Annotated in this window: 3 protein-coding genes; 2 read left to right on the top strand and 1 reads right to left on the bottom strand. The window is 45.1% G+C overall.

All coding sequences use genetic code 11. The annotated features are described in order from the left end of the window. Both VIP81_RS03400 and VIP81_RS03395 read left to right on the top strand, forming a co-directional pair. On the top strand, positions 1–1,534 hold a 1,534-nt coding region (locus tag VIP81_RS03400), incomplete at its 5' end, for an RHS repeat-associated core domain-containing protein (RefSeq protein ID WP_331957070.1). A gap of 16 nt (positions 1,535–1,550) precedes the next feature. Next, positions 1,551–2,135, top strand: a complete 585-nt coding sequence (locus tag VIP81_RS03395; protein WP_331957069.1) for an SMI1/KNR4 family protein — start codon at positions 1,551–1,553, stop codon at positions 2,133–2,135. Between the two features lie 76 nt (positions 2,136–2,211). Here VIP81_RS03395 and VIP81_RS03390 read toward each other — a convergent pair whose 3' ends face one another. Next, positions 2,212–3,099, bottom strand: coding sequence for a 3-hydroxybutyryl-CoA dehydrogenase (locus VIP81_RS03390; RefSeq protein ID WP_331957068.1), 888 nt, complete (start codon positions 3,097–3,099; stop codon positions 2,212–2,214). Positions 3,100–3,160 lie beyond the last annotated feature (61 nt).

Raw genomic sequence — 3,160 nt, 5'->3', positions numbered from 1 at the left:
AGGGTTGTCGGGAGGCGTAAATATTCAAACCCAGCGGGACAGGCAGGGCAGGATAACACGACAAACTATTGGAGTACATCAAACAGAGCAACGTCGTAGCCGCTATGAATGGGGACGATCGAATCAGTTACGTCGTATGGTGAATGAACTGACCGGTACACAGGCACAATTTGCCTATGATGAATTTAATAACCTGGTAAGTGCTACTTATACACAGGCGGAAGGTGGGCCATCCACCACTATTTACAGGATGCCGGATAAGTTGGGCAATCTCTTCGAAACACCTGCCAGGAAAGATCGGATATATGATAAAGGAGGGCGGTTACTGGAATGTCCGGATTATTACTTCCATTATGATGTGGAAGGAAACCTGGTATTTAAAGAGTTTAAACAAAACACACATAGCACCGCGGAAGATAAACAGGCATCGCTTAAAGGTGCGGGAATAATCCCCAGGGGAAGCCGCACTGGTTGGATGTATGACTGGAATGCCAATGGCTCCTTACGGCAGGTGATCGCGCCGGCTGGCGGTGAAATCGTATTCAATTATGATCCATTAGGAAGACGAATTGCTAAGGTGAATAAACGCAAGGAGCGGGTAACACGGTGGTTGTGGAATGGCAAAGTGCCTTTACATGAATGGCAGTACAACGGTGATTATCCACCGCATCTGCGGGCAGTGGCAGATGGAGCGTTGCATCCGGAAGAAGAGCCGGTAGAAAACCTGATCACGTGGATATTTGAAGAAGGGACTGCTGTGCCCTGCGCAAAACTCACCGCAGAAAATGCCTTCAGTATTTTGTCAGATCATCTGGGCACACCCACTCAGGCATTTGATGTGGCGGGTAACAAAGTGTGGGAACGTGAAGTGGATTGCTATGGTAAAGTACGTCAGTTGCGTGGAGATAAAACTTTTTGTAATTATCTTTATCAGGGGCAGTACATGGATGAGGAAACGGGATTAGCCTACAACAGATTCCGGTATTATTCACCGGAGGAAGGTATGTATCTGAGTCAGGATCCTATTGGATTGCATGGAGGAATGAGGTTGTATGGATATGTGCAGGATCCGAATACCTGTGTAGATAGTTTCGGTTTAATGCCGTGGGAACCCGGTACTCCCAAGCCCAAAGGCTGGCGTCTTCCCAAAATTGGTGATTGGGCCGGAGAGGCAGGGCATTCTAATTTTATTCCAAATGATCCGGCTTCTATCGGTTTACCAGAAGGTACCGAAATTCCGTTTGTAAAGGGCACGCCTGATTTTAGCGGCATACAAGCCAGAGAGCCCATCCAGGTAAAAGGCCTTACAGGAGATCAGAGTGTGGATAAAGCATTGACAGCATCTGCCCTGAGTGAGAAGTATCCGTTGGAATTTAAGAACCAGGCAGCAGCGCTGGAATGGATGAAGGTGAATGAAATAACGCCGCACCATTTCCAGGGAGATATGATGCAATTTGTACCAAGTTTGCCGCATAGTAAAATAAGACATAGTGGAACTGCTCACGAAATGAGAGCCGATGAAACTCATCACTAAAAAATAATAGCATAAAATGGACTATCAAAACGAATTTGACAGATTAGGCGGAATACGTCCCTTGTTTCCGGATAACATCGGGAGACTTTCTGATGAGGAGATCAGCCAGATTGAAAGTGATATGAATGCGTCACTCCCGGAGGACTACAGCCATTTTTTGAAAAATTATGGTGTATATACATTTAATAACGAATTAGTTTGTTTTAAGCCATTTAAAAGCCAGGCAGAATATGTTCACCCGGAAGCAGATGGTATTCCCAATTTTACGTTTAGTTCTTCCAGTATAAGCGTGTTTTTTGGTAAACATAAAGGGAGCTATGATCTGTTCAGGAATCTGAGTATTTATGAAGACAGGAAGCCCGACTTTTTATTACCCATTCTGACAGATGGCATGGGTAATTTTGTGGGTATTTACCTGGGAAAAGAAAGATATGGCAATGTGTTTTTCTGGGATCACGATTGCGAGTGGGATGCGGAAGATTACCTGGAAGAAACCGGTAGAGAGATGAAAGAAGAAGTGAAGTATCAGAATTTGTGGTTGGTAGGAAATGACTTTACCGATTTTTGTAAACGATTATATCTCATGGAGCTGAAAGGCTAGTTGCTGAGCAACAGCAAGAAGAAGCTGTTAAAACGGCGGGTAGTAAAATGGTAAATTACTACCCGCCCTCATATGGTTAGTTAAATCTTTCACTTACTATCAGGTCTTTGCTACCGGCGGTATATTTATAAAATCCTTCTCCGCTTTTTACGCCTAAATAGCCTGCAGTGACCATGTTTACAAGCAGAGGGCATGGTGCGTATTTAGGGTTACCAAAGCCACTGTGCAGTACCTGCATGATAGAAAGGCAAACATCCAGTCCAATGAAATCTGCTAGTTGTAAGGGCCCCATTGGATGTGCCATACCCAGCTTCATCACCGTATCAATTTCTGCCACACCGGCAACGCCTTCGAACAGGGAGCAAATAGCTTCGTTGATCATAGGCATCAGAATGCGGTTGGCTACAAAGCCGGGATAATCGTTTACCACGCAAGGCACTTTTTCCAGTTTTTCGGAGAGCGCCACAATGGCGTTGGTCACGGCTTTATCAGTAGCATAGCCGTTGATGATCTCCACCAGTTTCATGACTGGTACGGGATTCATGAAGTGCATGCCTATTACCTTAGCAGGGCGTTTGGTGGCAGCTGCAATTTTTGTGATGGAGATAGAGGAAGTATTGGTGGCCAGGATCGCATCGGCAGGGGCATGTAGATCAAGGTCCTGGAATATTTTCAGCTTCAGCGAAATATTTTCGGTAGCCGCTTCGACTACCAGTGAAACATCTTTTACGCCGGTGGCCAGATCTGTTTGCAGGGAGATATTTCCAATCGTCTGATTTTTAATATCTTCTGTGATAGCGCCTTTGGTAACTTGTCTGTCGAGATTCCGGGTAATGGTTTGCAGCGCCTTATCTAGTGCCGGAGCAGAAACGTCTATTAAAGTAACGGCATGGCCGTGTTGAGCAAAAACATGCGCAATACCATTTCCCATGGTACCAGCGCCGATTACCGCAATTTTTTGCATGGTGTAGTGATTTGTCAGAATGATTAAGCCACTAATTTAAAGAATTACACGTTACGAACTA

Source organism: Chitinophaga sp., from assembly GCF_036566945.1.
Classification (GTDB): Bacteria; Bacteroidota; Bacteroidia; order Chitinophagales; family Chitinophagaceae; genus Chitinophaga.
Note: the sequence above shows the minus strand (reverse complement) of the source record. Positions and strands in the feature narration are given on the sequence as shown.